Source organism: Crenobacter sp. CS_VA4 (genome assembly GCF_055597485.1).
In genome coordinates this window covers 69710-95281 of sequence record NZ_JBVMAE010000004.1, presented here as the reverse complement: position 1 = coordinate 95281, position 25572 = coordinate 69710, and the positions used below count along the sequence as shown (strand labels likewise).

20 protein-coding genes are annotated in these 25572 nt (G+C 66.2%); 13 read left to right on the top strand and 7 right to left on the bottom strand.

Annotation, left to right across the window (positions count from 1 at the left end; genetic code table 11):
- From ACZ2IA_RS05130 to ACZ2IA_RS05085, 10 genes are all read left to right on the top strand, one after another.
- On the top strand, positions 1-1575 hold the full coding sequence (locus ACZ2IA_RS05130; RefSeq protein ID WP_470291497.1) for an ABC transporter ATP-binding protein: 1575 nt from the start codon (positions 1-3) through the stop codon (positions 1573-1575).
- 201 nt (positions 1576-1776) lie between these two features.
- Positions 1777-2103: a thioredoxin TrxA gene (trxA, locus tag ACZ2IA_RS05125; protein WP_470291496.1), complete on the top strand. Its 327-nt coding sequence runs from the start codon at positions 1777-1779 to the stop codon at positions 2101-2103.
- A 131-nt stretch (positions 2104-2234) separates the two neighbouring features.
- Entirely contained in the window at positions 2235-3491 is a 1257-nt protein-coding gene (rho, locus tag ACZ2IA_RS05120; protein ID WP_470291495.1) for a transcription termination factor Rho, read from the top strand.
- Positions 3492-3817: 326 nt separating this feature from the next.
- Positions 3818-5200: a sensor histidine kinase gene (locus tag ACZ2IA_RS05115; RefSeq protein ID WP_470291494.1), complete on the top strand. Its 1383-nt coding sequence runs from the start codon at positions 3818-3820 to the stop codon at positions 5198-5200.
- A 7-nt stretch (positions 5201-5207) separates the two neighbouring features.
- Positions 5208-5735 carry a hypothetical protein gene (locus ACZ2IA_RS05110; protein WP_470291493.1) on the top strand — a complete coding sequence of 176 codons (528 nt, stop codon included), beginning with the start codon at positions 5208-5210 and terminating at the stop codon, positions 5733-5735.
- Positions 5732-7087: a sigma 54-interacting transcriptional regulator gene (locus ACZ2IA_RS05105; RefSeq protein ID WP_470291492.1), complete on the top strand. Its 1356-nt coding sequence runs from the start codon at positions 5732-5734 to the stop codon at positions 7085-7087. Before ACZ2IA_RS05110 ends, ACZ2IA_RS05105 begins: the two co-directional genes overlap by 4 nt.
- Positions 7088-7415: 328 nt before the next feature.
- Positions 7416-7757, top strand: a complete 342-nt coding sequence (locus ACZ2IA_RS05100) for a BON domain-containing protein (RefSeq protein ID WP_470291491.1) — start codon at positions 7416-7418, stop codon at positions 7755-7757.
- A gap of 500 nt (positions 7758-8257) precedes the next feature.
- Positions 8258-11878 carry a trifunctional transcriptional regulator/proline dehydrogenase/L-glutamate gamma-semialdehyde dehydrogenase gene (putA, locus tag ACZ2IA_RS05095; RefSeq protein ID WP_470291490.1) on the top strand — a complete coding sequence of 1207 codons (3621 nt, stop codon included), beginning with the start codon at positions 8258-8260 and terminating at the stop codon, positions 11876-11878.
- Between the two features lie 388 nt (positions 11879-12266).
- On the top strand, positions 12267-13493 hold the full coding sequence (locus ACZ2IA_RS05090) for a branched-chain amino acid ABC transporter substrate-binding protein (RefSeq protein ID WP_470291489.1): 1227 nt from the start codon (positions 12267-12269) through the stop codon (positions 13491-13493).
- A gap of 95 nt (positions 13494-13588) precedes the next feature.
- Positions 13589-14599, top strand: coding sequence for an adenosine deaminase (locus ACZ2IA_RS05085; RefSeq protein ID WP_470291488.1), 1011 nt, complete (start codon positions 13589-13591; stop codon positions 14597-14599).
- A gap of 235 nt (positions 14600-14834) precedes the next feature.
- Here ACZ2IA_RS05085 and ACZ2IA_RS05080 read toward each other — a convergent pair whose 3' ends face one another.
- The 3 genes from ACZ2IA_RS05080 to ACZ2IA_RS05070 form a co-directional block, all read right to left on the bottom strand.
- The gene (locus ACZ2IA_RS05080) at positions 14835-15395 is read right to left on the bottom strand and encodes a cysteine hydrolase family protein (protein WP_470291487.1); all 561 of its coding nucleotides are present in this window, start codon (positions 15393-15395) and stop codon (positions 14835-14837) included.
- 72 nt (positions 15396-15467) lie between these two features.
- Positions 15468-15728 carry a GlsB/YeaQ/YmgE family stress response membrane protein gene (locus tag ACZ2IA_RS05075; protein ID WP_470291486.1) on the bottom strand — a complete coding sequence of 87 codons (261 nt, stop codon included), beginning with the start codon at positions 15726-15728 and terminating at the stop codon, positions 15468-15470.
- A gap of 83 nt (positions 15729-15811) precedes the next feature.
- Positions 15812-16246, bottom strand: coding sequence for a MerR family transcriptional regulator (locus ACZ2IA_RS05070; RefSeq protein WP_470291485.1), 435 nt, complete (start codon positions 16244-16246; stop codon positions 15812-15814).
- A 63-nt stretch (positions 16247-16309) separates the two neighbouring features.
- Here ACZ2IA_RS05070 and ACZ2IA_RS05065 point away from each other — a divergent pair, with 63 nt between their 5' ends.
- A complete protein-coding gene (locus tag ACZ2IA_RS05065; RefSeq protein WP_470291484.1) occupies positions 16310-18679 on the top strand; it encodes a heavy metal translocating P-type ATPase in 2370 nt (789 codons plus the stop codon).
- Between the two features lie 224 nt (positions 18680-18903).
- Here the strand turns inward: ACZ2IA_RS05065 and htpX are convergent, their stop codons facing one another.
- Positions 18904-19788: a protease HtpX gene (gene htpX, locus ACZ2IA_RS05060; RefSeq protein ID WP_470291483.1), complete on the bottom strand. Its 885-nt coding sequence runs from the start codon at positions 19786-19788 to the stop codon at positions 18904-18906.
- Between the two features lie 58 nt (positions 19789-19846).
- Entirely contained in the window at positions 19847-20176 is a 330-nt protein-coding gene (locus ACZ2IA_RS05055) for a hypothetical protein (RefSeq protein ID WP_470291482.1), read from the bottom strand.
- Between the two features lie 133 nt (positions 20177-20309).
- Between ACZ2IA_RS05055 and ACZ2IA_RS05050 the strand changes: the two genes are divergently transcribed.
- Entirely contained in the window at positions 20310-21632 is a 1323-nt protein-coding gene (locus ACZ2IA_RS05050) for a hemolysin family protein (protein ID WP_470291481.1), read from the top strand.
- Positions 21633-22022: 390 nt separating this feature from the next.
- The gene (locus tag ACZ2IA_RS05045) at positions 22023-22463 is read left to right on the top strand and encodes an acyl-CoA thioesterase (RefSeq protein ID WP_470291480.1); all 441 of its coding nucleotides are present in this window, start codon (positions 22023-22025) and stop codon (positions 22461-22463) included.
- A 33-nt stretch (positions 22464-22496) separates the two neighbouring features.
- Here the strand turns inward: ACZ2IA_RS05045 and mnmC are convergent, their stop codons facing one another.
- Together mnmC and mnmH are read right to left on the bottom strand one after the other, a co-directional pair.
- Entirely contained in the window at positions 22497-24470 is a 1974-nt protein-coding gene (gene mnmC / locus ACZ2IA_RS05040; protein ID WP_470291479.1) for a bifunctional tRNA (5-methylaminomethyl-2-thiouridine)(34)-methyltransferase MnmC2/FAD-dependent 5-carboxymethylaminomethyl-2-thiouridine(34) oxidoreductase MnmC1, read from the bottom strand.
- Between the two features lie 46 nt (positions 24471-24516).
- Complete coding sequence (gene mnmH / locus ACZ2IA_RS05035) at positions 24517-25572, bottom strand: tRNA 2-selenouridine(34) synthase MnmH (protein ID WP_470291478.1); 1056 nt, start codon at positions 25570-25572, stop codon at positions 24517-24519.

The window sequence follows — 25572 nt, the reverse complement described above, 5'->3', positions numbered from 1 at the left end:
ATGAGCGAACTGTTGAAGGTGGAGCGGCTGACCGCGCGCTTCGGCCAACTGGTGGTGGCGGACGAGGTGTCGTTCAGCGTCGCCGCCGGCGAAAAGGTGGCGCTGGTCGGCGAGTCCGGCTCGGGCAAGACGGTGACCGCACAGGCTATCCTGCGCCTCAATCCCGACGTCGGGCTGACGGGGACGGTCCGCTACGGCAGCGACGATCTGGTCGCCGTGCCGGAAAAGCGGCTGCGCCAGCTGCGCGGCCGCGAGATCGGCATGATCTTCCAGGAGCCGATGACCGCGCTCAACCCGGTGTACACCGTCGGCAACCAGATCATCGAGGTGCTGCAGCTGCATCTGGGCCTCGACATGCGGGCGGCGCGCGCCGAGGCGATCCGGTTGTTGGCGCATACCGGCATCGCCGAGCCGGAACGCAAGGTCGACGCCTTCCCGTTCCAGCTGTCCGGCGGCCAGCGCCAGCGCGCGATGATCGCGATGGCGCTGGCGGCGCGGCCGAAGTTGTTGATCGCCGACGAGCCGACCACCGCGCTCGACGTCACCGTGCAAGCGCAGATCCTCGACCTCTTGGCCGACCTGCAACGCGAAACCGGCATGGCGGTGCTGTTCATCACCCACGATCTGAACCTGGTGCGCCGCTTCGCCGACCGGGTGGTGGTGATGCAGGCGGGCAGGGTGGTGGAGAGCGGTACGGTAGACAGCGTGTTCGGCCAACCTGAACACCCGTACACCCGCGCGCTGCTCGCCAGCCGGCCGGTGCCGCTCGACGCCGCGCCGCAGGACGATGCATCGGTGCGTCTGGCCGCCCGCGAGCTGTCGGTGGCGTTTGCGCGGCGGCGCGGCTGGTTCGGCAGCGAGTCGGTGCCGATCGTGGGCGACGTGACGCTCAGCTTGCCGGCCGGCCAGACGCTCGGCATCGTCGGCGAGTCGGGTTCGGGCAAGACCACGCTGGGTCTGGCGTTGATGCGGCTGATCGACGCGGGGTCGGTCAAGGGCGAGATCGTGCTCGACGGCACGCGGCTCGATGCGCTGCGTGGCGACGCGCTGCGCCGCGCCCGGCGCGACTTCCAGGTGGTGTTCCAGGACCCGTACGCCTCGCTGTCGCCGCGGCTGACCATCGAGGAGATCGTCGGCGAGGGGCTGGCCCTGCACCAGCCCGGGCTCAGCCCTGCCGAGCGGCGCGCGCGGGTGGTGACGATGCTCGGCGAGGTCGGACTGGCCGAAGACGTGCTCAGTCGCTACCCGCACGAGTTTTCCGGCGGCCAGCGCCAGCGCATCGCGATCGCCCGCGCGGTGATCCTGCGCCCGAAGGTGCTGCTGCTCGACGAGCCGACCAGCGCACTCGACGCCACGCTGCAAAAGCAGGTGATCGAGCTGCTGCTCGACCTGCAGGCGCGCTACGGCATCAGCTACCTGTTCATCAGCCACGATCTGGCGGTGATCCGCGCGCTGGCGCACCGGGTGATGGTGCTCAAGGGCGGCGCCGTGATCGAGCACGGCGCGACCCCGGCAGTGTTCGCCGCGCCGCGCGAGCCGTATACGCAGGCGCTGCTCGCGGCCGCGCTGGCTTGAAAAGCGCGGCCGGGTGCCCCATGTTGGAAGCATGGCCCGGTAGACCGGCGGTTCGGCGGTCGATAACCCACGCTGGGCCCGCGGTTGCTGCCGGCAGGGCCTGTTGTTACCATTTGCCGCATCGGGGTCGCTAACAAAATTCGGCCAGGCAGCGAATTCTGTTAGCGACTCTTACACTGACCCCATTACACAGAGGAAACCATGAGCGACCTTATCCTGCATGTTACCGACGACTCCTTCGAACAAGACGTACTCAAGGCCGAAGGTCCGGTGCTGGTGGACTACTGGGCCGAGTGGTGCGGTCCGTGCAAAATGATCGCCCCGATCCTGGACGAAGTGGCCAAGGACTATGCCGGCCGACTCAAAGTGGTGAAGCTCAACATCGACCAGAACGAGCAGACCCCGCCGAAGTTCGGCATCCGCGGCATCCCGACGCTGATGATCTTCAAGGATGGCGAAGTAGCCGCCACCAAGGTCGGCGCCCTGGCCAAGAGCCAGCTGACGGCATTTATTGACAGCCACATCTAAAGCCTCTATTCTCCGTTCAGACATTCTTGCCTAGCGGGCGGCTCACTCTGCCGCCCGTTCCTTATCCGCTTTACACCCCCTTAAGTAAGCGTTTTCCTCCCTAACGTATTTCGAGTCGACGCACGTCCGCTATGCATTTATCCGACCTCAAGCATCTCCACGTCACGCAACTCGTGGAAATGGCCATCGCCAACGAGATTGACGGTGCCAACCGCCTGCGCAAGCAGGATCTCATCTTCGCCATGCTGAAAAATCAGGCCAAAAAGGGCGAGAGCATCTTTGGCGAAGGCACGCTCGAGGTGTTGCCGGATGGTTTCGGCTTCCTGCGCAGCCCGGACACCTCGTACCTGGCCGGCCCGGATGACATCTACGTCAGCCCGTCGCAGATCCGTCGCTTCAACCTGCATACCGGTGATTCGATCGACGGCGAAATCCGTACCCCGAAGGACGGCGAACGCTACTTCGCGCTGGTGAAGGTGGACAAGGTCAACGGCGAAGCGCCGGAGAAGTCCAAGCACAAGATCCTGTTCGAGAACCTCACGCCGCTGTTCCCGACCGAGCAGTTCAAGCTCGAGCGCGATATCAAGGCCGAGGAAAACATCACCGCCCGCGTGATCGACATGATCGCGCCGATCGGCAAGGGCCAGCGCGGCCTCTTGGTTGCCTCGCCGAAGTCGGGCAAGACGGTGATGCTGCAGAACATCGCCCACGCGATCACCGCCAACCATCCGGAAGCGGTGATGATCGTGCTGTTGATCGACGAACGCCCGGAAGAAGTGACCGAGATGCAGCGTTCGGTGAAGGGCGAAGTCGTGTCGTCGACCTTCGACGAGCCGGCGACCCGTCACGTGCAGGTGGCCGAGATGGTGATCGAGAAGGCCAAGCGCCTGGTCGAGCACAAGAAGGACGTGGTGATCCTGCTCGATTCGATCACGCGTCTGGCCCGTGCCTACAACACCGTGGTACCGGCCTCGGGCAAGGTGCTGACCGGTGGTGTCGACGCCAACGCGCTGCAGCGTCCGAAGCGCTTCTTCGGTGCGGCGCGTAACGTCGAGGAGGGCGGCTCGCTGACCATCATCGCCACGGCGCTGATCGACACCGGTTCGCGCATGGACGACGTGATCTACGAGGAATTCAAGGGCACCGGTAACATGGAACTGCACCTCGACCGCCGTATGGCCGAGAAGCGGATGTTCCCGGCGGTCAATATCAACCGCTCCGGCACCCGTCGCGAAGAGCTGCTGATCCCGCAGGACCAGTTGCAGCGGATCTGGGTGCTGCGCAAGCTGCTGTACCCGATGGACGACCTCGAGGCGATGGAATTCCTGCAGGACAAACTGCGCGCGACCAAGACCAACCAGGCGTTCTTCGACTCGATGCGTCGCTGATCGCGCAGTACTAGCTTGGCCGAACTGGTCGTTAGCTAATCTGAAAACAGGCTCACGTCACCGTGAGCCTGTTTTTTTGCGCGTTTGCTCGGGAGGTGCGGGGACGGGCATGACGCCGGCCTGCCATGCCCTACCTGTCGGGCGTCGTTGCCGACGCCCCGGTTTTTTGGCCACGCGGGGCCCGGCGCATTTGCGCCTGCTACTCACTTCAGTGACAATCTTGGTTCCACTCTTTAAGACGGGCCAGCATAGGCGGCCCGAACCCACGGAGGCTGTCCCTGATTTCTCCGGTCGAGCGTTTCCGCTTTTCCTTCCGTACCTGGCTGATGGCCTGCCTGCTGTTGACCGTGCTGCTGCCGTCGCTGGCACTGGTCCAGTTGTGGCGCCAGTTCGACAGCGTGGTCAACGACTCGGTCAGCGCGCAGATGCAGGCCGCCAGGCTGACCAACGCGGTGCGCCTGTTGTCCGAGCAGGCCACGCTGATGGAGCGTAGCGCACGCCAGTTTGCCGTGCTCGACGATGCGACGTTCCGCCAGGGAGTCGACGCCGCCTGGAATGCCAGCGAGCCGGCCCTGCTGCAGCTGGCCGGCGCCTCGCCTGCGCCGGCGGCGGTGTTGGCGCAGTATCAGCAGCGTCGGCGCGAGCTCGATCAGCTGCTCGACAGGCGGGGCGACGAACTGGCGCTGAAGCTGAACCTGTTCTTCGATCAGCTGGGGCAGGACAACAGCCAGCTCGGCGCCGGGGTGAAGGGGCAGATACTGCAGCGCGAAGTGCGGATGCGTGAACGCTTTGCCGAACAACGGCAGGCCGCCAGCCTGATGGTGGTCGCCTCGCTCGGCCTGGCGCTCTTGTTGGCGCTGTTGATCGGTCACCGGCTGGCACGGCCGGTGGTGCGGCTGCGGCGCCGTATCCACCAGCTCGGCGATGGCCAGCGCGGCCTCGAGTGGAAACCAGAGGGCCCGGCCGACTTGCGCGAGCTGGCGCACTCGCTGCGGGAACTCGACGCCAGGTTGGCCGAACTGGAAAACGACAAGACGCGGTTCTTCCGCCATGTCTCGCACGAACTGAAGACCCCGCTCGCCGCGCTGAACGAGGGGAGCGCGCTGTTGTCCGAACAATTACTGGGGCCGCTCAATCCGGCGCAGCAGGAGGTGGTCGGCATCGTGCGCGACAACGTCCAGCTGCTGCGCCAGCGCATCGACGCGCTGCTGCGCCAGGACGCCGAACAGCTGCGGATGAAGCGGCTCGACTGGCAGCGTTTCAATCTGCAGAGCCTGCTCGCCGCGCGGATCGAGCAGAACCGACTGCTGATCAACGGCAAGCGGCTGACGCTCGATGTGCGCCACGGCGTCGGCTGGGTGCACGGCGACGCTGGCAAGGTCGAGACCATCGTCGATAACCTGCTGATCAATGCGATCCGTTTCAGCCCGGCCGGCGGTGAGCTGACGCTGATGACCGACAAGGTGCAGGGTCGGGTCAGGCTGACCGTGGCCGACCAAGGGCCCGGCGTGGCCGAGGCCGACCGAGAGCGGATCTTCGAGCCGTTTTATTGCGGTGCAATGCCAGCCGGCGAGGCGCCGGGCTCCGGTATCGGACTGTCGATGGCGCAAGGCTTCGCCCAGCAGATGGGTGGCAAACTCGAACTGATTTCAGGAACCGGCGAAGGCGCCCGGTTCCGCGTGTGGTGGCCCGATCGGGCCGCCCGCTAAGGAGACTATGAAGGATTGCTGGCAGGACAAGAGGCGCGTCGTAGGCGGCGCGCTGATGATGGCGGTACTACTGAGCAGCTGTGCCGCGTTTCAGAAGAAGGCCACGCCGGTGCTGGCGATGGTGAATTGCCCGAGCGTGGCGACGGTGCTGTCGACGCTCAAACCGGTGCGTGAGAACGGCGGGCCGCTGGTGGTGCCGGGGCGCGACGCCTGCACCGGCGACAAGCTGCGCTACGCCGCCCAGCAGCTGATGCCGGGCGGACGCAGCGATCTGCCCAAGGCGCAGAGCTTCGTCAACGACGTGCTGGCACAGACCGTCGGCAAGGAGCAGGACGAGTGGCGGGGTCTTGCCCTGCTGCTCAACCAGCACTTGGCCGAGAGGCGCCGTGCCGACACCGATCAGGACAAGCTGGCTCAGCAGCTGAAGGCCGAACAGAAGCGAGCCAACGACGCGCAAGCGCGTCTGGAGGCGCTCAAGCAGGTAGAGCAGACGATGATGCAACGTTCGATCGACAAGAAGGGGGTGCAGCCATGAACCCAAGCAATGCGCGCATCCTGCTGGTGGACGATGACCCAGATCTGTTGCACCTGACCCGGCTGCGGTTGGCGTCGACCGGCTGGCAGGTGGATACCGCCGCCTCCGGCGAAGCGGCGCTGTCGGCGCTGGCGGCCCACCGTGCCGACGTGCTGGTGACCGACTGGCAGATGCCGAAGATGGACGGCATGGCGCTGTTCGACGAGGTGCGCCGCCGCTACCCGGCGCTGCCGGTAATCATCATCACCGCCCACGGTACCGTGCCGGATGCGGTCGAGGCGGTCAGCCGCGGCGTGTTCGGCTATCTGGTCAAACCGTTCGAGGGCAGCGAGCTCTTGGCCAAGGTCGAGCAGGCGCTGGCGCTGTCGGCGGTGGCGCCGGCGTCGGACGACGGCGAGGGGCTGTGGCGGCGCGGCGTGATCAGTCGCAGCCCGCAGATGGAGGAACTGTTGGCCGAAGCGCGGCTGGTGGCGGCGACCGACGCCAGCGTGTTGATCAGCGGCGAGAGCGGCACCGGCAAGGAGGTACTGGCGCAGGCGATCCACCGCGCCAGCCTGCGCAGCAGCGGCCCGTTCGTGGCGGTGAACTGCGGCGCGATCCCAGAGAACCTACTGGAGAGCGAGCTGTTCGGTCACGAGAAGGGCGCCTTCACCGGCGCGGCCAGCCGTCACAACGGCCTGTTTCTCGAGGCAGGCGGCGGCACGCTGTTCCTCGACGAGATCGGCGACATGCCGCTGCCCTTGCAGGTGAAGCTGCTGCGGGTGCTGCAGGAACGCGAGATCCGTCCAGTCGGTTCGGCCAGGTCGGTGCCGGTGAACGTGCGGGTGGTGTCGGCCACCCACCGCGACCTGGAAGAGAAAATCCGCGAGGGCGCTTTTCGCGAGGACTTGTTCTACCGCTTGAACGTGGTGGCGCTGAAGCTGCCGACGCTGGCCGAACGGCCGGAGGACATCCCCTTGCTGGCGCGCCATTTTCTCGAGCAGGTGGCCGGGCGCTACGGCAAGAACATCACCGGCTTCGCACCGGACGCGCTTGAGGCGCTGATGGCGGCCAGCTGGCGCGGCAACGTGCGGCAGCTGGCCAATGTGGTCGAGCAGTGCTGCGTGCTGGCCACCAGCCCGTTGATCCCGCTGACGCTGGTGCAGAAGGCGATCTCGGAAGACACGGTGTCGATCCCGAGCCTGGCCGACGCGCGCCGCCAGTTCGAGCACGAGTACCTCAGCCGGCTGTTGCGGCTGACCGGCGGCAACGTCGCCGACGCGGCACGGATCGCCGACCGCAACCGCACCGAGTTCTACCGCCTGCTGCAGAAGTACGAGCTGGCCCCGACGGCCTTCAAGGTCGTCAGCTAGCGAAACCCCGTTTATTGGGCTGTCATCACCATGCCTTAAGCATGTGACGCTTGCGCGGATGTCGCTATTTTCAATACAAGGCGCTCCCCTTGTCGCCGTTTAACGACAAGGGGATTTTCTTTGTAATCAGCTATTTACTTGTTTTACACCACTATCATGTCGCTGGCTGGCGACAAATGGCGGCCGGAATTGCCGTGAAGTGGCGTAAAAATAGGGCGAAATCGCTGTGGGAATTTAATTTCCATTGAAAAACAATGGATTAATTTTTCTGGCATGGTGTTTGCTAAATGCCGGACATAGACCCAAGTGTTGAGTAACGGAGCTGTCCATGCAAAAGAACCTGATCCTCGCTGTCCTGCTGTCCCTGTCTGCCACGGCGGCTTTCGTTGGCACGGCGACCGCTTCGCAGCCGGTCAGTCAGCCGGCGTCGCAGCGTGTCGCTGCCGCCGACGCGAGCAAGGATGTCCAACTGGCAAAAGATGTCGAAGGCGCGCTCAAGCCGCAAGCCGAGCAACTGGGTGCCCAGGTGAAACTGGCGGTAAAAGACGGCCAGGTCCTGCTCAGCGGCGTGGCCCCGAGCGAAGCCGTAATCCGCCAACTGGTTGAACTGGCGTCGACCGTGCCGGGCGTGACGCAGGTTTCTTCTGAGATCGAAGTCCAACCGGTTTAACGACGACGTACTGAATGCCTTCCCTCTGTGATTTTCTGTAGTTGTAGTAGCACCACCCTCCGTCTGATCTGACGTTCTGTTTGGCCCACCTCTCACCCCGGGGTGGGCTATTTTTTTATTGTGTTTCCATTTTTGCACCGTTCACGGCGCTGGCCGTGCCTCGTCGCGTCCGGCCCGGCCGCCGAGAGCGCTTCGGCCGGGTCCTTATGTCGTTGAGACGCGGATCATTGCCGGCCGCTCGGCGTGGCGGCCAGCCGAAGTGCCGACAGCCTGCGCCAGGAACTGTGGGCACGGGGTTGCGTCTGCGCAACATGGCTAGTGCCCGCTGCGGCCATGCAAGCCCTTGGCAAGGCGGGATTTGCCCGGCGTGCATCAGCTAAATGCAGGCGAAAATAGTCTGTAGAAAATATATTGTCGAACAAAAGTTTGAAGGTGTCGTTACAATAGCCGCCAATTACGGGGCCGGTGCGTCCCGCGCAAACTCACAGAGGAATGTCGACATGTCTTTCGAGGTGCTAGCCCATCCCCAAACCGCCCTGCGCGACGCGATCACCGCCGCCTACCGCCGCGACGAGCGCGAGTGCGTGCAGACCATCCTCGCCCAGGCCGCGATGCCGGCCGAGCAGGTGAAGTCGGTGCAGGATCTGGCACGCCGGCTGGTGTCCCGGGTGCGCGAGCAGCGCACCAAGTCGAGCGGCGTCGACGCGCTGATGCATGAGTTCTCGCTGTCGAGCCAGGAAGGCGTCGCGCTGATGTGTCTGGCCGAGGCCTTGCTGCGCATTCCCGACCGCGCGACCGCCGACAAGCTGATTCGCGACAAGATCAGCCGCGGCGACTGGCGTGCACACCTCGGCAACAGCAGCTCGATGTTCGTTAACGCGGCGGCCTGGGGTTTGCTCGTCACCGGCAAACTGGTGTCCTCGCACAGCGAGCAGGGGCTGTCGAGCGCGATCACCAAGCTGATCGCCAAGGGCGGCGAGCCGCTGATCCGTAAGGGTGTGGACCTTGCGATGCGCATGCTCGGCAAGCAGTTCGTCACCGGCGAGACCATCGAAGAGGCGCTCGCCAACGGCCGCGAGCGCGAGGCGCGCGGTTACCGCTTCTCTTATGACATGCTCGGTGAAGCGGCGATGACCGAAGCCGATGCGCAGCGCTACTTTAACGACTACGTGATGGCGATCCACGCCATCGGGAAAGAGTCGGCCGGCCGCGGCGTGTTTGAGGGCCCGGGTATCTCGGTGAAACTGTCGGCGATCCACCCGCGCTACAGCCGCACCCAGCACGAACGCAGCATGAATGAGCTGCTGCCGCGCCTGAAGGAGCTGTTCCTGCTCGCCAAGCGCTACGACATCGGCCTGAATATCGACGCCGAAGAAGCCGACCGCCTGGAATTGTCGCTGGACCTGATCGAGGAGCTGGCGAATGATCCGGACCTGGCCGGCTTCAAGGGCATCGGCATCGTGGTGCAGGCGTACCAGAAGCGCTGCCCGTACGTGATCGACTACCTGGTCGACCTAGCGCGCCGCACCGGCAACCGCTTCATGGTGCGCCTGGTGAAGGGCGCCTACTGGGACGCCGAGATCAAGCGTGCGCAGGTCGACGGCCTGCCGGGCTATCCGGTCTACACCCGCAAGGTCTACACCGACGTGGCCTACCTCGCCTGCGCCAAGAAGCTCCTGGCCGCGCAGGACGCGATCTACCCGCAGTTCGCTTCGCACAACGCCTACACGCTGGCGGCGGTCTATCAGCTGGCGAACGGCCTCGACTATGAATTCCAGTGCCTGCACGGCATGGGCGAGACGCTGTACGACCAGGTGGTCGGTTCGGCCAACCTTGGCAAGGCCTGCCGCATCTACGCCCCGGTCGGCTCGCACGAGACGCTGCTGGCGTACCTGGTGCGCCGCCTGCTCGAAAACGGCGCGAACAGCTCGTTCGTGAACCGCATCGTCGACGAATCGGTGTCGATCGACGAGCTGATCGCCGACCCGGTGGCCGAAGCCGCCCGCCACGCCGGCGCGCCGCACAGCAAGATCGCGCTGCCGGTCGAGCTGTACGGACGCGGCCGCAAGAATTCCTCGGGTCTCGACCTGTCGAGCGAGCATGTGCTCGCCACCTTGCAGATCGGCCTGGAGGTCGCCGCCCGCCAGGATTGGCTGGCACAGCCGCTGCTCGGCAGCGGCGACGTGGCCGACGGTGAGCGCCAGCCGGTCACCAACCCGGCCGATCGCCGCGACGTGGTCGGGGCGGTGATCGAGGCGAGCGTCGCCCAGGTCGACGAGGCGCTGACCTTGGCCGAAGCGGCCGCGCCGCGTTGGGCCGCCACGCTGCCGACCGAACGCGCCGCCTGCCTCGAGCGGATGGCCGACGCGATGGAACACAACATCGCCACGCTGATGGGGCTGGCGGTGCGCGAGGCGGGCAAGACCCTGTCGAACGCGATCGCCGAAGTGCGCGAAGCGGTGGACTTCTGCCGCTACTACGCGCAGCAGGTGCGCAACGAATTCGCCAACGACAGCCACCCGGCGGTCGGCCCGGTGGTGGCGATCAGCCCGTGGAACTTCCCGCTGGCGATCTTCATCGGCGAAGTGGCCGCCGCGCTCGCCGCCGGCAACCCGGTGCTGGCCAAGCCGGCCGAACAGACCGCGCTGATCGCCTGCTACGCGGTGCGGCTGTTCCACGAGGCCGGCGTGCCGCGCGACGTGCTGCAGTTCCTGCCGGGTCGCGGCGAGACCGTCGGCGCGGCGCTGACCCGCGACGTACGCGTCAAGGGCGTGATCTTCACCGGCTCGACCGAGGTCGCGCAGCTGATCAACCGCACCCTGGCGCAGCGTAGCGAAGACGTGCCGCTGATCGCCGAAACCGGCGGCCAGAACGCGATGATCGTCGACAGCTCGGCCTTGCCGGAGCAGGTGGTGGCCGATGTGCTGTCGTCGGCGTTCGACTCGGCCGGCCAGCGCTGCTCGGCGCTGCGCGTGCTCTATCTGCAGAACGACGTCGCAGACAAGGTGGTGGCGATGATCAAGGGCGCGATGGACGAGCTGGTGGTCGGCGACCCGGCGCGGCTCGCCACCGACGTCGGCCCGGTGATCGACGCCGAGGCGCAGGGCAATCTGCTGCGCCATATCGAGCAGATGAAAGGCCAGGCGCGCAGCTGTCACCAGGTGACCCTGGGTGACGCGGCCGCGCACGGCACCTTCGTGCCGCCGACGCTGTTCGAGATCGACTCGATCAAGCTGCTGAAACGCGAGGTGTTCGGCCCGGTGCTGCACGTGGTGCGCTTCGAGGCGAACCAGCTCGACAAGGTGATCGCCGAGATCAACGCCACCGGCTACGGCCTGACCCACGGCGTGCACAGCCGCATCGATGAGACCATCGACACCATCTGCCGCGAGGTGAAGGCGGGTAACGTCTACGTCAACCGCAATGTGGTCGGTGCCGTGGTCGGCGTGCAGCCGTTCGGCGGCGAAGGCCTGTCCGGCACCGGCCCGAAGGCCGGCGGCCCGTTCTACCTGTACCGGCTGATTCGCCGCGCCGAGTGGGACGCCCGGTTGAAGGCGGCCAGTGCCCCGGTGGCGCTGCCGGGCCTGGATGCCCTGCACGCGGCGCTGCCGAGGCTGGCGCTGTCGCCGGCCGAGAAGACCGCCGAGGCCGAACGCATCGTCGCGCTGCGTGCCGCCACGCCGTTGGCCGAACAAGCGCTGCTGCCGGGGCCGACCGGCGAGAAGAACACCCTGTCGTTCGCGCCGCGCGGCCGCATCGGCATCGCCGGCGGCAGCCTACTCGAGCAGGTCAGCGCGCTGGCGGCGGTGCTCGCCACCGGCAACCGCGCGGTTATCGGCAAGGCCGAACCGTTGGCCGCCGAAGTGCGGCCGCTGAACGGCTGGGTCGAGCTCGCCGACGACGTGCTCGCCGCCGACATGGCCGCGCTGATCGTCCACGGCGACGCCGCCGCTCAGGCCGAGCTGCGCCGCCGCTTGGCTGCCCGCGACGGCGCGCTGCTGTCGCTGGTGGTGCCGCACGGCGCCGGCATCAACCTGCATCGCCTGGTGGTGGAGCGCGCGGTCAGCGTCAACACCACCGCGGCCGGCGGCAACGCCAGCCTGATGAGTCTGGCCGAGTAAGAGCCTGTTCAGAATCTGTTGCGAGCGGCCCTCAGCGGGGTGAAGAGCAGCGCAGAAACCGGAGTGGACGTGGTGTCCATGAGGATTTCGAGCAGCGCATGAGCCCCGATCAGGGCCGCGCAGTAAGATTATGAGCAGGTTCGAAGGGCCGTGCCGGGTTGGCCGAATGGACCGGCCCGGTCTTGGAGTGCCGGAAACCCTGGATCGCTGCGACGCAGCACGCCACAAGCGTGCGCGCCGTGGTATCCAAAATACCGGGTTTGCTTGTCAGACAAGGGCGGCATTGAAATAATGCCGCCAGCGTTTTACCGAAACGTCACACAAATCCAAGCCGCCGGGCGACGTATCCGGACGGGCAGGGGAAATCAACCAAGGTAGAGGAACGACGATGCACACTATCAAACTGGCTTCGCTTACCGTGGCAGTTGCTGCGGCTCTGGCTCTCTCCGCATGTGGCAAGAAGGAACAGCCGGCCGCCGGCGCGGCAGCGTCCGGCGCTGCCGCCGCCGCTGGCGAGACCGTGGTCAAGCTGGGCTTTGCCGCCCCGCTGACCGGCCCGCAGGCCCACTACGGCGAGGAGTACAAGAACGGCGTGACGCTGGCGATCGAAGACGCCAACGCCGAGAAACCGACCATCGGCGGCAAGCCGGTGAAGTTCGAACTCGACGCCCAGGACGACCAGGCCGATCCGAAGATCGCCACCCAGGTTGCGCAGAAGTTCATGGACTCCAAGGTGAGTGGCATCATCGGTCACTTCAACTCCGGTACCGCGATCCCTGCCTCGAAGATCTACTCGGACAACGGCGTGCCGATGATCGCGATGGCGACCGCGCCGACCTTTACCCAGCAAGGCTTCAAGACCACCTTCCGTTCGATGACCTCGGACACCCAGCAAGGCAGCGTGGTCGGCAAGTACGTGGTCGAGAAGCTCGGCTTCAAGAAGATCGCGATCGTCGACGACCGCACCGCCTACGGCCAGGGTCTGGCCGACGAATTCGAGAAGGCGGTGAAGGCGTCCGGCGGCACCGTGGTGAAGCGTGAGTTCACCAACGACAAGGCCACCGACTTCGCGGCGATCATCACCTCGATCAAGTCGGTGGGCCCGGACATGGTGTTCTACGGCGGCGCCGACGCGCAGTCCGCCCCGATGGCCAAGCAGATGAAGCGCCTGGGCGTGAAGTCCCCGCTGGTGTCGGGCGAAATGACCAAGACCCCGACCTTCCTGAAGCTGTCGGGCACCGACGGCGACGGCACCATCGCCTCGCTGGCCGGCCTGCCGCTCGAGCAGATGCCGAAGGGCAAGGACTACGAGTCCCGTTACAAGGCGCGTTTCAAGACCGACGTGGCCACCTACTCGCCGTACGGTTACGACGCCACCATGGCGATGATCGACGCGATGAAGCAGGCCAACTCGTCCGACCCGGCCAAGTACCTGCCGGTGCTCGCCAAGATCCAGCACTCGGGCGTGACCTCGAGCGAGTGGGCCTACGACGACAAGGGCGACCTGAAGAATGGCGGCATCACCCTCTACAAGGTCGAAAATGGCCAGTGGAAGGTGCTGGAAACGATCGGCGGCGGCAGTACCAAGATGGCTGCTGCATCGGCCGCCAAGTAAGCGTTTTGCCTTTCACGAAACGGCGCGGATCTCCGCGCCGTTTTTCTATTGCCCGCGTGGCCGCTACACTTACGGCCTGTACTCAGGAGAAAACCATGTCGACCGACCTTGCCGCGTTGATCCGCCGGCTGCCCAAGGTGGAACTGCACCTGCATATCGAGGGCTCGTTCGAACCGGAACTGATGTTCGCGCTGGCGCAGCGCAACGGCGTCGCGCTGCCGTACCCGAGCGTCGAGGCGCTGCGCGCCGCCTACGACTTCAGCAATCTGCAGTCTTTCCTCGATCTGTATTACGCCGGGGCCAATGTGCTGGTCACCGAACAGGACTTCTACGACCTGACCTGGGCGTATCTGGAGAAGGCCCGTGCCGATAACATCGTCCACACCGAAATCTTCTTCGACCCGCAAACGCACACCGCGCGCGGCATCGCGTTCGAGACGGTGTTGGATGGCATCCACCGCGCGCTCGAGGACGGCAAGGCGCGCTTCGGCATCAGCTACCGGCTGATCATGAGCTTCCTGCGCCATCTGTCCGAAGAGGACGGTTTCGCCACCTTGGAACAGGCGCTGCCGCATCTGGAGCGCCTCGACGGCGTCGGCCTCGATTCGAGCGAACAGGGCAACCCGCCGGAGAAGTTCACCCGGCTGTTCGAACGCTGCAAACAGCTCGGCCTGCCGCGCGTCGCGCACGCCGGCGAGGAGGGCCCGCCGGACTACGTCTGGCAGGCGCTCGACCTCTTGGACGTGTCGCGGATCGATCACGGCGTGCGCGCGCTGGAAGATGCCGCGCTGGTGCAGCGCCTGGTCGACACCGGCATGCCGCTGACGGTGTGCCCGTTCTCGAACGTGCGGCTGAAGGTGTTTGATAAGCTCGCCGACCACAACCTGAAGCAGCTGCTCGAGCAGGGGCTGGTGGCGACGGTGAACTCGGACGACCCGGCGTACTTCGGCGGCTACCTGCAGGACAACCTGCTCGCCTGTGCCGAGGTGCTGGGCCTGTCGCGCGACGAGGTGCTGACGCTGGTGAAGAATGGCTTTGCCGCCAGCTGGCTGTCCGCCGAGGACAAGGCGCGCTGGCTGGCCGAGGTGGACCGGCTGGCGGCGTAAGCATGAGCCGCCACGCCGCGTGGTGGTAAGCAAGACAAAAGGTTGGCCGAACGCGCTGTTCGGCCAACCTTTTTCATGGTGCAGATTCTTTGAGTCGCTAACAAAACCCAGCGTAGCGATCCCGGCTAGGCGTGCCTCCGAAGACAGTACACGGCGTACGGCAAGGCAGCACAACAACGCCGGGAGGGGTTTAGTTTCGCGGAAACTCGGCAACGCCTCGTTTTGTGAGTGACTCCTACAGGAACATCGCCAGCAGGCTCTCGCTATCGCTGACGGTGCAGTACTCGCCGTCCAGATTGGCCAGCGACAGCTGGTGGATGTCCTCGGCGCTCCAGTGCCGGCCGGTCAGGTCGGTGCGGTCGAAGGTGTAGCAGGCGTCGGCGGCGAGGAACACCTCGAAGCCGAGGTTGCCGGCCATTCGCACCGTCGCCTCGACCGAGTTGTTGGTGATCACGCCGCCGACCACCAGCGTGGTGATGTCGCGTTCGCGCAGCCACGCCTCCAGCTCGGTGCCGATGAAGGCGCTGTTCACCTGCTTGGCGAACACCGGCTCGTCGTCGAGCGGGGTGAAGCCCGCCTTGAACGCGTGCCACGGCTGGCCGGGGCGGTAGTACGACGCTTCCATCAGCGAGTCGTGGCGGATATGGACGACCGGATACGCCTGCTCACGCCAGTGCTGCAGCAGCGCCAGCAGGCGGTGTTCGGCATGCGGGTTGTTGCGCGTACCCCAGCTGGGGTGGTCGATCGCGCGTTGCATATCGATGATCAGCAGGGCGGGCGGGTTGGCTGTGCTCATGCGTGGCGATGTCCAATGGGGCAAGGTGTGAACCGTTGCGCCCCACCGGCAGGCGGGACACAACGGCCGGGGCTATTTGACGATGCCGATTTTCTTCAGAATCCAGAGCAGGATCACCGCGCCGAGCACGCCGAACGCCAGGCCCGCCAGCGAGAAGCTGCCTGCCTTCCAGGCGCTGCCGATGCCGAGCAGATCGCCGAACACCCAGCGGCCCAGGCTCGAGCCGACAATGCCGACGATCACGTTGGCGATGATGCCTTCGCTGGTGCCCATCACCTTGCTGGCCAGCCAGCCGATGATGCCGCCGACGATGATCGCGATGATCCATCCCATGATGCGCTCCTTAAGTTGCGGGTTGCGTACGCCTTAAGGGTATGACGAAAAACAAAAAACGGCCAAGTTGATAATGACAGAGGCTAGGTCTGGGCCGGCTCGACGCTGCAATGGTCGTCGTGGCAGGACAGCGCGTCGAGCAGGCGGCAGTCGTGCACCGCGTGGCCGTCGCAGAACGCCAGCTTGGTCAGTTCGTCGCGCATCTTGGTGAGGTCGGCGATCTTCGCCTCGACCTCGGCCAGGTGCTGGCGCGCCAGCTGATCGGCCTGCGCGCACGGTTCGTCCGGGTGGTGGGCCAGCGTCAACAGCGCGCGGATCTCGTCGATGGTGAAGCCGAGCTCGCGGCCGCGGCGGATGAAGTGCAGGCGATGCACTACGCCGGCCGGGTAGTGGCGGTAACCGCTGGCGCTGCGCGGCGGTGCTGGCAAGAGGCCGACCTTCTCGTAGTAGCGCACCGTCTCGACGTTGACCCCGGCGGCGCTGCCCAGTTGACCGATGGTGAGTGTTGGTTCCGGCATGGCTTGACCCTGTAGTGACTACAGGGTTCAGTATAGATAGTGTCCAGAAAAAAAGGGATACGCATGAAAGCCACTGAACGAGCTTCGCACCAGCCGCCGAGCCGCCTGCACAAGCCACAGGCGGCCTGCTGCGCCGGTCACGAATCGATTCCCGCCGAGGCGACGCCGCGCAACGGCTATCGCGCCGTCAATCCGGGCAAGCGTGCGCCGGTGCATCGCCACGATGATCATACTCACGACCACGACCACGACCACGACCACGACCATGGTCCGGCCGCGCCGGTGTACCACGGCCGTGCGCCGGAGGGCACACAGGCGCTGCGGCTGCGCATCGAGGCGATGGACTGCCCGACCGAAGAGCGGCTGATCCGCACCAAGCTCGAAGCGATGGACGGGGTGGCACGGCTCGACTTCAACCTGATCGAGCGCGAGCTGACCGTGCACCATCGGCGCGACGACATCGACGGCTTCTTCAGCGCGCTGGAGAGCCTCGGCATGCGTGGCCAGACCATCGCGGCCGACGCCCCGGCCGCCGAGCTGGCCCCGGCCCTGAGCCGTCGCGCCCAGTGGCTGCTGGCGATCAGCGGCGTCGCCGCGCTCGGCGCCGAGCTGTACGCGTGGGGCAGCGGGCAGGAGCGTGCCTGGCCGGTGCTGCTCTTGACCGTACTATCGGTCGCCAGCGCCGGCCTGCCGACGCTGAAGAAGGGCTGGATCGCACTGAAGAACCTCACTCTCAATATCTACTTCCTGATGACGTTGGCGGTGACCGGCGCGCTGATCGTCGGCAGCTGGCCGGAAGCGGCGATGGTGGTGTTCCTGTTCGCGCTGGCCGAAGCGATCGAGGCGCTGTCGCTGGAGCGCGCACGCAACGCGATCCGCTCTCTGACCGCGCTGGCACCCGATTCGGCCAACGTCTGGCAGGGCGGCGGCTGGGTCGACCAGCCGGCCGCTAATGTAGTGGTTGGCACGCGGGTACGGGTGCGCCCCGGCGAACGCGTGCCGCTCGACGCCCGGGTGCTGTCCGGCCAGGCGGCGCTCGACCAGGCGCCGATCACCGGCGAGAGTCTGCCGGTCGACAAGGCGGTCGGCGACCCGGTGTTCGCCGGCAGCATCGTCACCGACGGCGTGATCGAGACCGAAGTCACCGCTGCCGCCGGCGACAGCACCTTGGCGCGGATCGCCGCGGCGATCCAGGACGCGCAGGGTCAGCGCGCGCCGACGCAGCGCTTCGTCGATGCCTTCGCGCACTACTACACGCCGGTCGTGGTGCTGGTCGCGATCGCGGTGGCGCTGGCCGGCCCGCTGTGGCTCGGCGGCGCGTGGGGCGACTGGGTCTACCGCGCGCTGGTGCTGCTGGTGATCGCCTGCCCGTGCGCCTTGGTGGTCTCGACGCCGGTGACGGTGGTCAGCGGCCTCGCCGCCGCCGCGCGCCAGGGCATCCTGGTGAAGGGCGGGGTGTACCTGGAAAACGGCCGCAAGCTGAAGTCGGTGGCGCTCGACAAGACCGGCACGCTGACGCAGGGCAAGCCGGTGTTGGTCGATGTGATCCCATTCGGCGCGTTGCCGGCGGTCGAGGCCTTGCGCCTCGCGGCCAGCCTCGACGAGCATTCCACCCACCCGATCGCGCAGGCGGTGGTCAGCGGCTGGCGCGAACGGCTGCCGGGCGACACGCTGCGGCCGGTCGGCGACTTCGCCGCGCTGCTCGGCCGCGGCGTGGCCGGTCGGGTCGACGGCGCGTTGTGGCGGCTCGGCAACCATCGCCTGGTCGAGGAGCTGGGCATCTGCTCGCCGGTGCTGGAAGCGCGGCTCGAGGCGCTGGAGGGGCAGGGCAAGACCGCGATCGTGCTGTGCTCGGAAACCGCACCGCTGGCGATCTTCAGCGTCGCCGACAGCGTGCGGCCGGAGAGTCGTGCCGCGGTCGAGCAGCTGCACGCGCTCGGCGTCGTGCCGGTGATGCTGACCGGCGACAACCCGACCACCGCCCGTGTGATCGCCGAGCAGCTCGGCATCGCCGACGCGCGCGGCAATCTGCTGCCGGAAGACAAGCAGCAAGCGGTCGGCGAACTGAAGGCCCGCTACGGCCAGGTCGGCATGGTCGGCGACGGCGTCAATGACGCGCCGGCGCTGGCACGCGCCGACATCGGCTTCGCGATGGGGGCGGCCGGCACCGCCACCGCGCTCGAGACCGCTGACGTGGCGATCATGGACGACGACCCGCGCAAGCTCGCGCTGTTCGTGCGGCTGTCGCACGCCACCGCCAGGGTGCTGAGCCAGAACATCACGCTGGCGCTCGGCATCAAGGCGGTGTTCCTGCTGTTGGCGATCGCCGGCGACGCGACGCTGTGGATGGCGGTGTTCGCCGACATGGGCGCTAGCCTGTTGGTGGTGTTCAACGGCCTGCGGCTGCTCAGCCTCGGCCGCGTGGAAGCCTGATAAGCCTGCCTTAGGCCGACGCCGAATGGGTTGGCCTGCTAAGCGCCGCTAACAAAACCCTCTCGGCGTTGTTGCCCTGCCTTGCCTTGCCTACTCCTTGTACTGTCTGCGGCAGGGCGATGAGCAGGATCGCTTCGCTGGGTTTTGTCAGCGGCTCTTAGGCGGCAGCCATGAAAAAAGCCGAACCATTACGGTTCGGCTTTTTGTCAGTTGGGCGCAGTCCGTTACCGGGCGTTGCGCAGCGCGTTGATGCGGTCTTCCAGCGACGGGTGCGAGCTGAACAGCGAGCGGAAGCCGCCGTTGATGCCCATCGCCTGCATTTGCGATGGCAGTTGCGCCGGCTCGTGCTGGGCGCGCAGCCGCTCCAGCGCGGCGATCATCTTGTTGCGGCCGGCGATGGTGGCGGCGCCGGCGTCGGCGCGGAATTCGCGCTGGCGGCTGAACCACATCACGATGATGCTGGCGAGGAAGCCGAGCAGGATCTCGCAGACGATGCTGGTGACGTAGTAGGCCATGCCCGGCGCGCTGTTGCCGCCTTCCTCGTTGTTATTGCCCGACAGTGCACGGTCGACCGCGTAGGCGACCACTTTCGAGATCGCGATCACGAAGGTGTTCACCACGCCCTGGATCAGCGCCAGCGTCACCATGTCACCGTTGGCGACGTGGCTGATCTCGTGCGCCAGCACCGCCTCGACCTCGTCTTCGGTCATGTTGTAGAGCAGGCCGGTGCTGACCGCGACCAGCGAGTTGTTCTTGCCCGGGCCGGTGGCGAAGGCGTTGACCTCCGGCGAGTCGTAGACCGCGACTTCCGGCATCGCGATGCCGGCGGCCAGCGCTTGGCGCTGCACAGTGTTCATCAGCCAGGTTTCGGTCGGGTTGCGCGGCTTTTCGATCACCTGCGCGCCGGTCGACATCTTGGCCATCCACTTGGACATGAACAGCGAGATGAAGGCGCCACCGAAGCCGAACACGGCGGCAAAGCCGATCAGCGCGGTGAAGTTCATGCCATTGGCGGTGATGAAGCGGTTCACGCCGAGCAGCGACGCGGTGATGCTCAGCACCACCATCACGGCGATGTTGGTCAACAGAAAAAGGACGATGCGTTTCATATAAGAAGAATCCTGTCTAGAGGGAATGGTGAAATGCGAAGGGGCAGACAGGTTCGACTTATAGGCGCAGCGGCAGGCGCGGGCGCAGCCCTAGGGGCAGTGCGAACAGCACCAGCTCGTGGCGCGACAGGATGTGGCTCGCCGGGCTCGGCGGCCTGAAACATAGCCGGTACAGCACCGCCGCCAGCGAGCGGTGGCCGACCACCAGCCGCGCCAGTTGGCGCAGCGGCGCGAAGGCGTTGTTCAGCACCAGCCACGGGCAGCACAGCAGGCACCAGCCGGCCACGACCAACAGCCACAGCTCCTGGTCCGGCAGCAGGCCGGTCAGCGAGGTGAGGCTGTCGTCCAGTGGCAGCGGCTGCCGGGAGACGCTGGAAGTCTGGGTCATGGTGCTAAAATGGTGGTTTTGCAGGGTTTTTCAAGCGGCCGCCATGGTAGCACGGCGCCGCGTGACCGCGCCGTCTTTCCAAGTTTGCCGGTTCGGCCTTAAGCTTGCGCATTACTCATACCGTGGAAAGCCCGTGGACGTTCTGATAGTACTGCTGCTGATTGCCATCAATGGCGTGTTTGCCATGTCCGAAATCGCCCTGGTTTCGTCGCGCAAGGTCCGGTTGCAGCAGTGGGCCGACGAAGGCAACCGCAGCGCCGCGATCGCGCTGAAACTGTCCGGCGAGCCGACCCGCTTCCTGTCCACCATCCAGATCGGCATCACCTCCACCGCCATCCTGTTGGGAGTGTTCGGCGAAGCGGCGATCGCCGCCGAGTTGGCCGAATGGATGCGCGGCTTTCCGGCGCTGGCCAGTTACGCCGACCCGGTTTCCACTGCGGTGATGGTAGCCATCATTACCTTCTTCTCGCTGATCTTCGGCGAACTGGTGCCTAAGCGCATCGCGATGCACAACCCGGAGATGATCGCCACCGTGGTGGCGAGGCCGATGCGCTATCTTTCCAAGGCCGGCGCGCCGCTGGTCAAGCTGCTCAGCCTGACCACCGATACCATTTTGCGCCTGATCGGCTCCGGCAAGAGCAAGGAGCCGTCGATCACCGAAGAGGAAATCCGCGGGCTGATGGAGCAGGGGGCCGAGGAGGGGGTGTTCGAGCGTGCCGAGCAGGAGCTGGTCGAGAACATCTTCCGCCTCGACGACCGCAAGCTCGCCTCGATCATGACGCCGCGCAAGGAGATCGTCTGCCTCGACATCGAGGACAGCGCCGATGATAACCACCGGCTGATGAGGGACAGCGGCTACTCGCGCTTCCCGGTGTGCAAGGGCAACCTCGATCAGGTAATCGGCATGGTCAGCGCCAAGGACCTGCTCAACTGCCTGCTGGCCGGCGAGACGATCGACCTGGCGCACACCGTCAAGCCGCCGCTCTATGTGCCCGGCACGCTGTCGCCGATGCAATTGTTGGAACAGTTCAAGAAGACCCGCACCCACATCGCGCTGGTGGTCGACGAGTACGGCGAGCTCGAAGGCCTGGTGACGATGAACGACGTGCTCGAAGCGATCGTCGGCGACCTGCCGGAGGCGGACCTGTCCGACGAGGACGAGATCGTCGAGCGTCAGGACGGCAGCTGGCTGATCGACGGCATGCTGGCGATCGACCGCTTCAAGGAGCATTTCGACATCGACAGCCTGCTGCCCGGCGAGGACAGCGGTAGCATCAATACGCTCGGCGGCTTCGTGATGTACCAGCTCGGCCGGGTGCCGGCGCCGGCCGACCGCTTCGAGTGGCGCGATCTGGCGTTCGAGGTGATGGACATGGACAAGACCCGGGTCGACAAGGTGCTGGTGCGCCGTCTGCCGCCCGAGGAGCGGGCTCCCGTCGAGGGGGAGGGGCGCTGAGTGTCCCTGTATCTATATGATGGGCCGGGTGTAGACCCGGCCTTTTTCGTGTCGGGTTGCCGTGGAAAAAAAATGCCCCATCGGGGGCGACGGGGCGGAAAAACAAGGATGTCAGGATGTCCAGAATCCAGAACTGGTGAGACCACGCTGCAGGCGGCGAACGCGCCTTACGGGGGGAGGGCGCATCCGTTGGGGGGGGGGCCTGCAACGTGAATTTAGTATGCAACCTAGGCCGGGTGTCTCGTGCAGGTCTTTTATGGGACTTGTGTGACGGTATGTGACAGGCGGATGTTAATGGCTTATGGTAACGTACGTTAGTAATAAAAGTGCTGGCGCCGCTCGAGCGATCCTCGACTCGCGGACCACTCAGATACCAAGCACGAGGAATTCATGGAAAAGTTGTTGCCGGTTATCGCGCGCGAAACCATCACGATGCGCTGGGGCGATATGGACGCCATCGGCCATCTGAACAACACCTATTACTTCCGCTACCTGGAGCAGACTCGGCTCAATTGGCTGGAAAAGCTCGGCCACGACATCGACCCCGCCGGCGTCGGCCCGGTGATCGCCAGCACCGGCTGCAGCTTCCGCCGCGAGCTGACCTACCCGGCCACCGTGGTGGTGACGCTGGAACTGGAAAAGCTCGGCAAGAGCAGCCTGAAGCTGCGCCACCACTTCTATCGCGACGACGACCCGGACACGGTGTACGCCGCCGCCGAGGCGACGCTGGTGTGGGTCGACTACCAGGCCGGCAAGTCGGTGCCGATCCCGGACGACATCCGCGCGGTGATCGAACAAGCTGTTGCGGAGTACGAGGCGAGTTGCGTTTGATGGGGTAGTTTTTTCACTGTCACACTGCGGCGCTCAGCCCTGGCGCCGCATCAGCTTGCGGATCGCGAAGCGGCTGGGGTGCACCGCGTCCATCAGCGCGCGGCCTAAGGGTGCGACTTCGCCGTTGAGCTGTGCGGCGAGGATTTCTCCCGACAGCGGCGCGGTGATCAGCCCGCGCGAGCCGTGCGCGGCGTTGACGTACAGGCCCGGCTCGTAGGGGCAGACGGCCTCCGGCTGCGCCTTGGCGTCATTGGCCAGCTCGGCATACGTAGTGGCAAGCCGCTCGGGGCGCGCGACCGGGCCGACGATCGGCAGGTAGTCCGGGCTGGTGCAGCGGAACGCGGCGCGGCCAGTCAGACCGGCCGCATCGAGCGCATCGCCGCCGAGCGCGTCGTACAGCGCCGGCGCGAGTTCTGCCAGCATCGCCAGGTTCTCCCGGTGCTCCTCGACGTTGGCCGAAAGGTCGTCGCTGTCGAACTTGAAGCTCGCGCCGAAGCAATGTGTGCCATCGCGTACCGGCGAGACATAGCCCTCGCCGCACAACACGGCTTTCAATGCACGGCTTGCCGTAGTGGCCGGCGTCACCGACACCTGGCCGCGGATGCGTTTGAGCGGCAGATCGGCGGTGGCGGCGAAGCCGCGCGTGTCGGCGGCGCCGGCGAGCACCGCCACCGCCGCGCGCGCCAGCTCGCCGTCCTCGCCGAGCGCGCACCAGTCATCGTCGATTCGTTCCAGCCGCAACACCCCGGCGTGGGTCAGCACGCGGATGTTCGGGTGGCTCGCTAGCGCATTGACCAGCGTCGGCGGGTTGACCCAGCCGCCTTGTTCGAACCACAGCCCGCCATCCGTCAACGTAAGGCCGGCTAGCGCCGACGCCTCGGCCGCGTCGACCGCGCGCAGCACCGCGGGCGGCAGGCCGGCTTCGGCCAACTTGACCTGTTTGGCGGCGGTGGCCTCGTCCTGCGCCAGCTGCAGCACACCGCAGCGCTGCCAGGCGTCGCCCTGCGGCAGCATCGCGGCGAGTGTGCGCAGCGAGTAGCCGTAGCCGGCCAGCACCAGTTGGGTCAGCGGGGTGAAGTGCGCCGACAGCTTGGTGTACAGCACGCCCTGCGGGTTGCCGGACGCCTCCTGCGCGAGCGCGCCGTGGCGCTCCAGCAGCGTCACCTGCCAGCCGCGGATCGCCAGGCTGTGCGCGGTCGACGCGCCGGCTAGGCCGCCGCCGATCACCAGCGCGGTCTTGATGCCCGGCGCGGGCGGCGGCGCGTACCACGGTGCCTGCCAGCCGGTCTGCGGTTTCGCTACTAGCTCGCCGACGCTCATCTCGCGCTTGTGGCCGTAGCCTGCCACCTTGCGCACCGCGAAGCCGGCCGCGGCCAGGCCCCGCCGTACCGCGCCTGCGCTGGTGAAGGTGGCGAAGCTCGCGCCGGGCGCGGCGAGCCGCGCCATCTGGTCGAACAGCGGCTGCTGCCACATTTCCGGGTTCTTGGCCGGCGCGAAACCGTCGAGGAGCCAGGCGTCGATGCCGCGGCCGGCGCGCAGGTCGAGCTGCGGGTACATCGTGAGGGCATCGCCGATCGCCAAGGTCAGAGTGACCCTGCCGTCGTCGAACACGAAGCGGTGCCAGCCTGGGCTCAGCCAGTCGTACTGGGCCAGCAACGGCGCAGAGAACTCGGTCAGCTCCGGCCACAGCGCCAGCGCGCGTTCGAGGTCGGCTGGCGCGAGCGGGTACTTCTCGACGCTGACGAAGGCGAGCCGCGCTTCGGCCGGCGCGTGCTCGGCGAAGCACTGCCAGGCGGCGAGGAAGTTCAGCCCGGTGCCGAAGCCGGTTTCGGCGATGGTGAACGCCTCGCCCGGCGCCAGCGCGGCGAAGCGCTCCGGCAGGCGGTTGTTGGCGAGGAACACGTGGCGGGTCTCCGCCAGGCCGCTGGCGCGCGAGAAGTACACGTCGCCGAAGCGGGTGGAAGCGGGCAGCCCTTCGGACCAGTCGAGTTCGGCGTGATGGCTCATCAGGATTCGTGGGAAAAGTTGGCCGAACCCGGCAAGTTCGGCACGGTTACAGCGTCGCGGCGGCGGCGTCGAGCGCGTCCGGCGCGAGGCTCGTCAGGCTCAAGCGCGGCGCGGCGGCCAGCTGCGGATAGTGCTGGTTCATCGAGCGGAAGTAGAGCGGGTCGTAATGGCGCACCAGCAACTCCTCGACCAGCGCCGCGAAGCGCCCCTCGCGCGCCATCGCGTACCACGCTTCGAGATCGCGGTTGGCGTACACGCCCTTCAGGAAGCCGAGCTGGCGGATCAGGCTGTCCGGGTCGTTCAGGTAGAAGTCGTAATCCTCGCAGAGGAAGCGCACCCGCTCGGCCATCGGCACCTCGACCATCAGGCAGGCGCTGTCGTGCATCCGCGCGAACAGCGCATCCGGCAGCGACACGAAGCCGATGCGCTTGCTCTCGGCCTCGACGAATACCGGGCGTGCCGGGTCGAGCGCTTCGATCGCGGCCAAGAGTTGCGAGTCGAAGCCCTTCTGCGCCGGCTGCGGTTCGTCCGGCAGCTTGCCGAGCACCGAGCCGCGGTGGCGCGCCAGGCCTTCCAGGTCGAGCACTTGGTGGCCGGTGCGTACCAGCGCCGCCAAGAGCCGGCTCTTGCCCGAGCCGGTCGGCCCGCACACCACACGCAGGTCGAGCTGGCTCGGGCGTTCGGCCAACTTCGCCATTACCTCGTGGCGGTACGCCTTGTAGCCGCCCTCGAGTTGGTGCGCCCGCCAGCCGATCTGCGCGAAGATGATCGCGGTGGCGGCGCTGCGCTGGCCGCCGCGCCAACAATAGATCAGCGGCCGCCAGTCTTTTGGCCGATCATGAAAACGCTCCTCGATGTGGCGGGCGATGTTCCTCGCCACCAGCGCGGCGCCGATCTTGCGCGCCTCGAACGGCGACACCTGCTTGTACAGCGTGCCCACGCGTACCCGCTCCTCATCGTCCAGCACCGGGCAGTTGATCGCACCGGGCAGGTGATCCTCGGCGAATTCCGCCGGCGTGCGCACGTCGATGATCTCGTCAAACTGGGTACGTTGTGCTACGTTCGCGACCTTGAATAGCATGCTGGGAATGGGGTAAGCCAT

What these genes read in the sequence shown, in the direction of transcription:
- ACZ2IA_RS05130 (WP_470291497.1), top strand. Translation starts at nt 1, where the DNA reads ATGAGCGAACTGTTGAAGGTGGAGCGGCTGACCGCGCGCTTCGGCCAA.
- trxA (WP_470291496.1), top strand. Translation starts at nt 1,777, where the DNA reads ATGAGCGACCTTATCCTGCATGTTACCGACGACTCCTTCGAACAAGAC.
- rho (WP_470291495.1), top strand. Translation starts at nt 2,235, where the DNA reads ATGCATTTATCCGACCTCAAGCATCTCCACGTCACGCAACTCGTGGAA.
- ACZ2IA_RS05115 (WP_470291494.1), top strand. Translation starts at nt 3,818, where the DNA reads ATGGCCTGCCTGCTGTTGACCGTGCTGCTGCCGTCGCTGGCACTGGTC.
- ACZ2IA_RS05110 (WP_470291493.1), top strand. Translation starts at nt 5,208, where the DNA reads ATGAAGGATTGCTGGCAGGACAAGAGGCGCGTCGTAGGCGGCGCGCTG.
- ACZ2IA_RS05105 (WP_470291492.1), top strand. Translation starts at nt 5,732, where the DNA reads ATGAACCCAAGCAATGCGCGCATCCTGCTGGTGGACGATGACCCAGAT.
- ACZ2IA_RS05100 (WP_470291491.1), top strand. Translation starts at nt 7,416, where the DNA reads ATGCAAAAGAACCTGATCCTCGCTGTCCTGCTGTCCCTGTCTGCCACG.
- putA (WP_470291490.1), top strand. Translation starts at nt 8,258, where the DNA reads ATGTCTTTCGAGGTGCTAGCCCATCCCCAAACCGCCCTGCGCGACGCG.
- ACZ2IA_RS05090 (WP_470291489.1), top strand. Translation starts at nt 12,267, where the DNA reads ATGCACACTATCAAACTGGCTTCGCTTACCGTGGCAGTTGCTGCGGCT.
- ACZ2IA_RS05085 (WP_470291488.1), top strand. Translation starts at nt 13,589, where the DNA reads ATGTCGACCGACCTTGCCGCGTTGATCCGCCGGCTGCCCAAGGTGGAA.
- ACZ2IA_RS05080 (WP_470291487.1), bottom strand. Translation starts at nt 15,395, where the DNA reads ATGAGCACAGCCAACCCGCCCGCCCTGCTGATCATCGATATGCAACGC.
- ACZ2IA_RS05075 (WP_470291486.1), bottom strand. Translation starts at nt 15,728, where the DNA reads ATGGGATGGATCATCGCGATCATCGTCGGCGGCATCATCGGCTGGCTG.
- ACZ2IA_RS05070 (WP_470291485.1), bottom strand. Translation starts at nt 16,246, where the DNA reads ATGCCGGAACCAACACTCACCATCGGTCAACTGGGCAGCGCCGCCGGG.
- ACZ2IA_RS05065 (WP_470291484.1), top strand. Translation starts at nt 16,310, where the DNA reads ATGAAAGCCACTGAACGAGCTTCGCACCAGCCGCCGAGCCGCCTGCAC.
- htpX (WP_470291483.1), bottom strand. Translation starts at nt 19,788, where the DNA reads ATGAAACGCATCGTCCTTTTTCTGTTGACCAACATCGCCGTGATGGTG.
- ACZ2IA_RS05055 (WP_470291482.1), bottom strand. Translation starts at nt 20,176, where the DNA reads ATGACCCAGACTTCCAGCGTCTCCCGGCAGCCGCTGCCACTGGACGAC.
- ACZ2IA_RS05045 (WP_470291480.1), top strand. Translation starts at nt 22,023, where the DNA reads ATGGAAAAGTTGTTGCCGGTTATCGCGCGCGAAACCATCACGATGCGC.
- mnmC (WP_470291479.1), bottom strand. Translation starts at nt 24,470, where the DNA reads ATGAGCCATCACGCCGAACTCGACTGGTCCGAAGGGCTGCCCGCTTCC.
- mnmH (WP_470291478.1), bottom strand. Translation starts at nt 25,572, where the DNA reads ATGGCTTACCCCATTCCCAGCATGCTATTCAAGGTCGCGAACGTAGCA.